Annotated in this window: 1 protein-coding gene; it reads right to left on the reverse strand. The window is 48.6% G+C overall.

Annotation, left to right across the window (positions count from 1 at the left end):
• Nucleotides 1-121: 121 nt before the first annotated feature.
• On the reverse strand, nt 122-535 hold a 414-nt coding region (locus tag ACYVRA_RS08450; protein ID WP_461252282.1), incomplete at its 5' end, for a hypothetical protein.

Genomic DNA, 535 nt, shown 5'->3' on the forward strand with positions numbered 1-535 from the left:
TGCCCATGATATACACGGCGGCCTTCGGCTTGGACTGCGCGAACGCTACGGCGCACAAAACGCACAGCGCGACAGCCGACTTAACGAAACTTCTGACGAGCGATACCATTAAACCTGTCTCTTATACACATCTAGATGTGTATAAGAGACAGGAGACACCCTCTCGTAGCGTCAGGTATCCGGCCTGATAGAAAAAACTCTCGGGCGGCGCGGTCTCTATCTCGCCGGGACGGAACGCGAAGTCGCTCGAAACTTGAAGTCCCCTGAACTGCTCAACGGTTAGATGCCTATCTTTCATATAGTCGGCTATGATCTTCGGGTTGCCTGAATCTATCCAATAATTCAAGAACTTGTAACCGTTGAAAAAATTAAGCACAGAGAACGGGCAGTACACCCGTTGCACTCCGTCGAAGCAAAAACCGTTGTAGTAGGCCCTCATTTTTTCGACCAAATCATCTACGGAGCACTTCAATTTCTGTCTCTTATACACATCTAGATGTGTATAAGAGACAGGCAGACGGTTGGCACGATTTTT

It is taken from the genome of Treponema sp. R8-4-B8 (genome assembly GCF_054786175.1).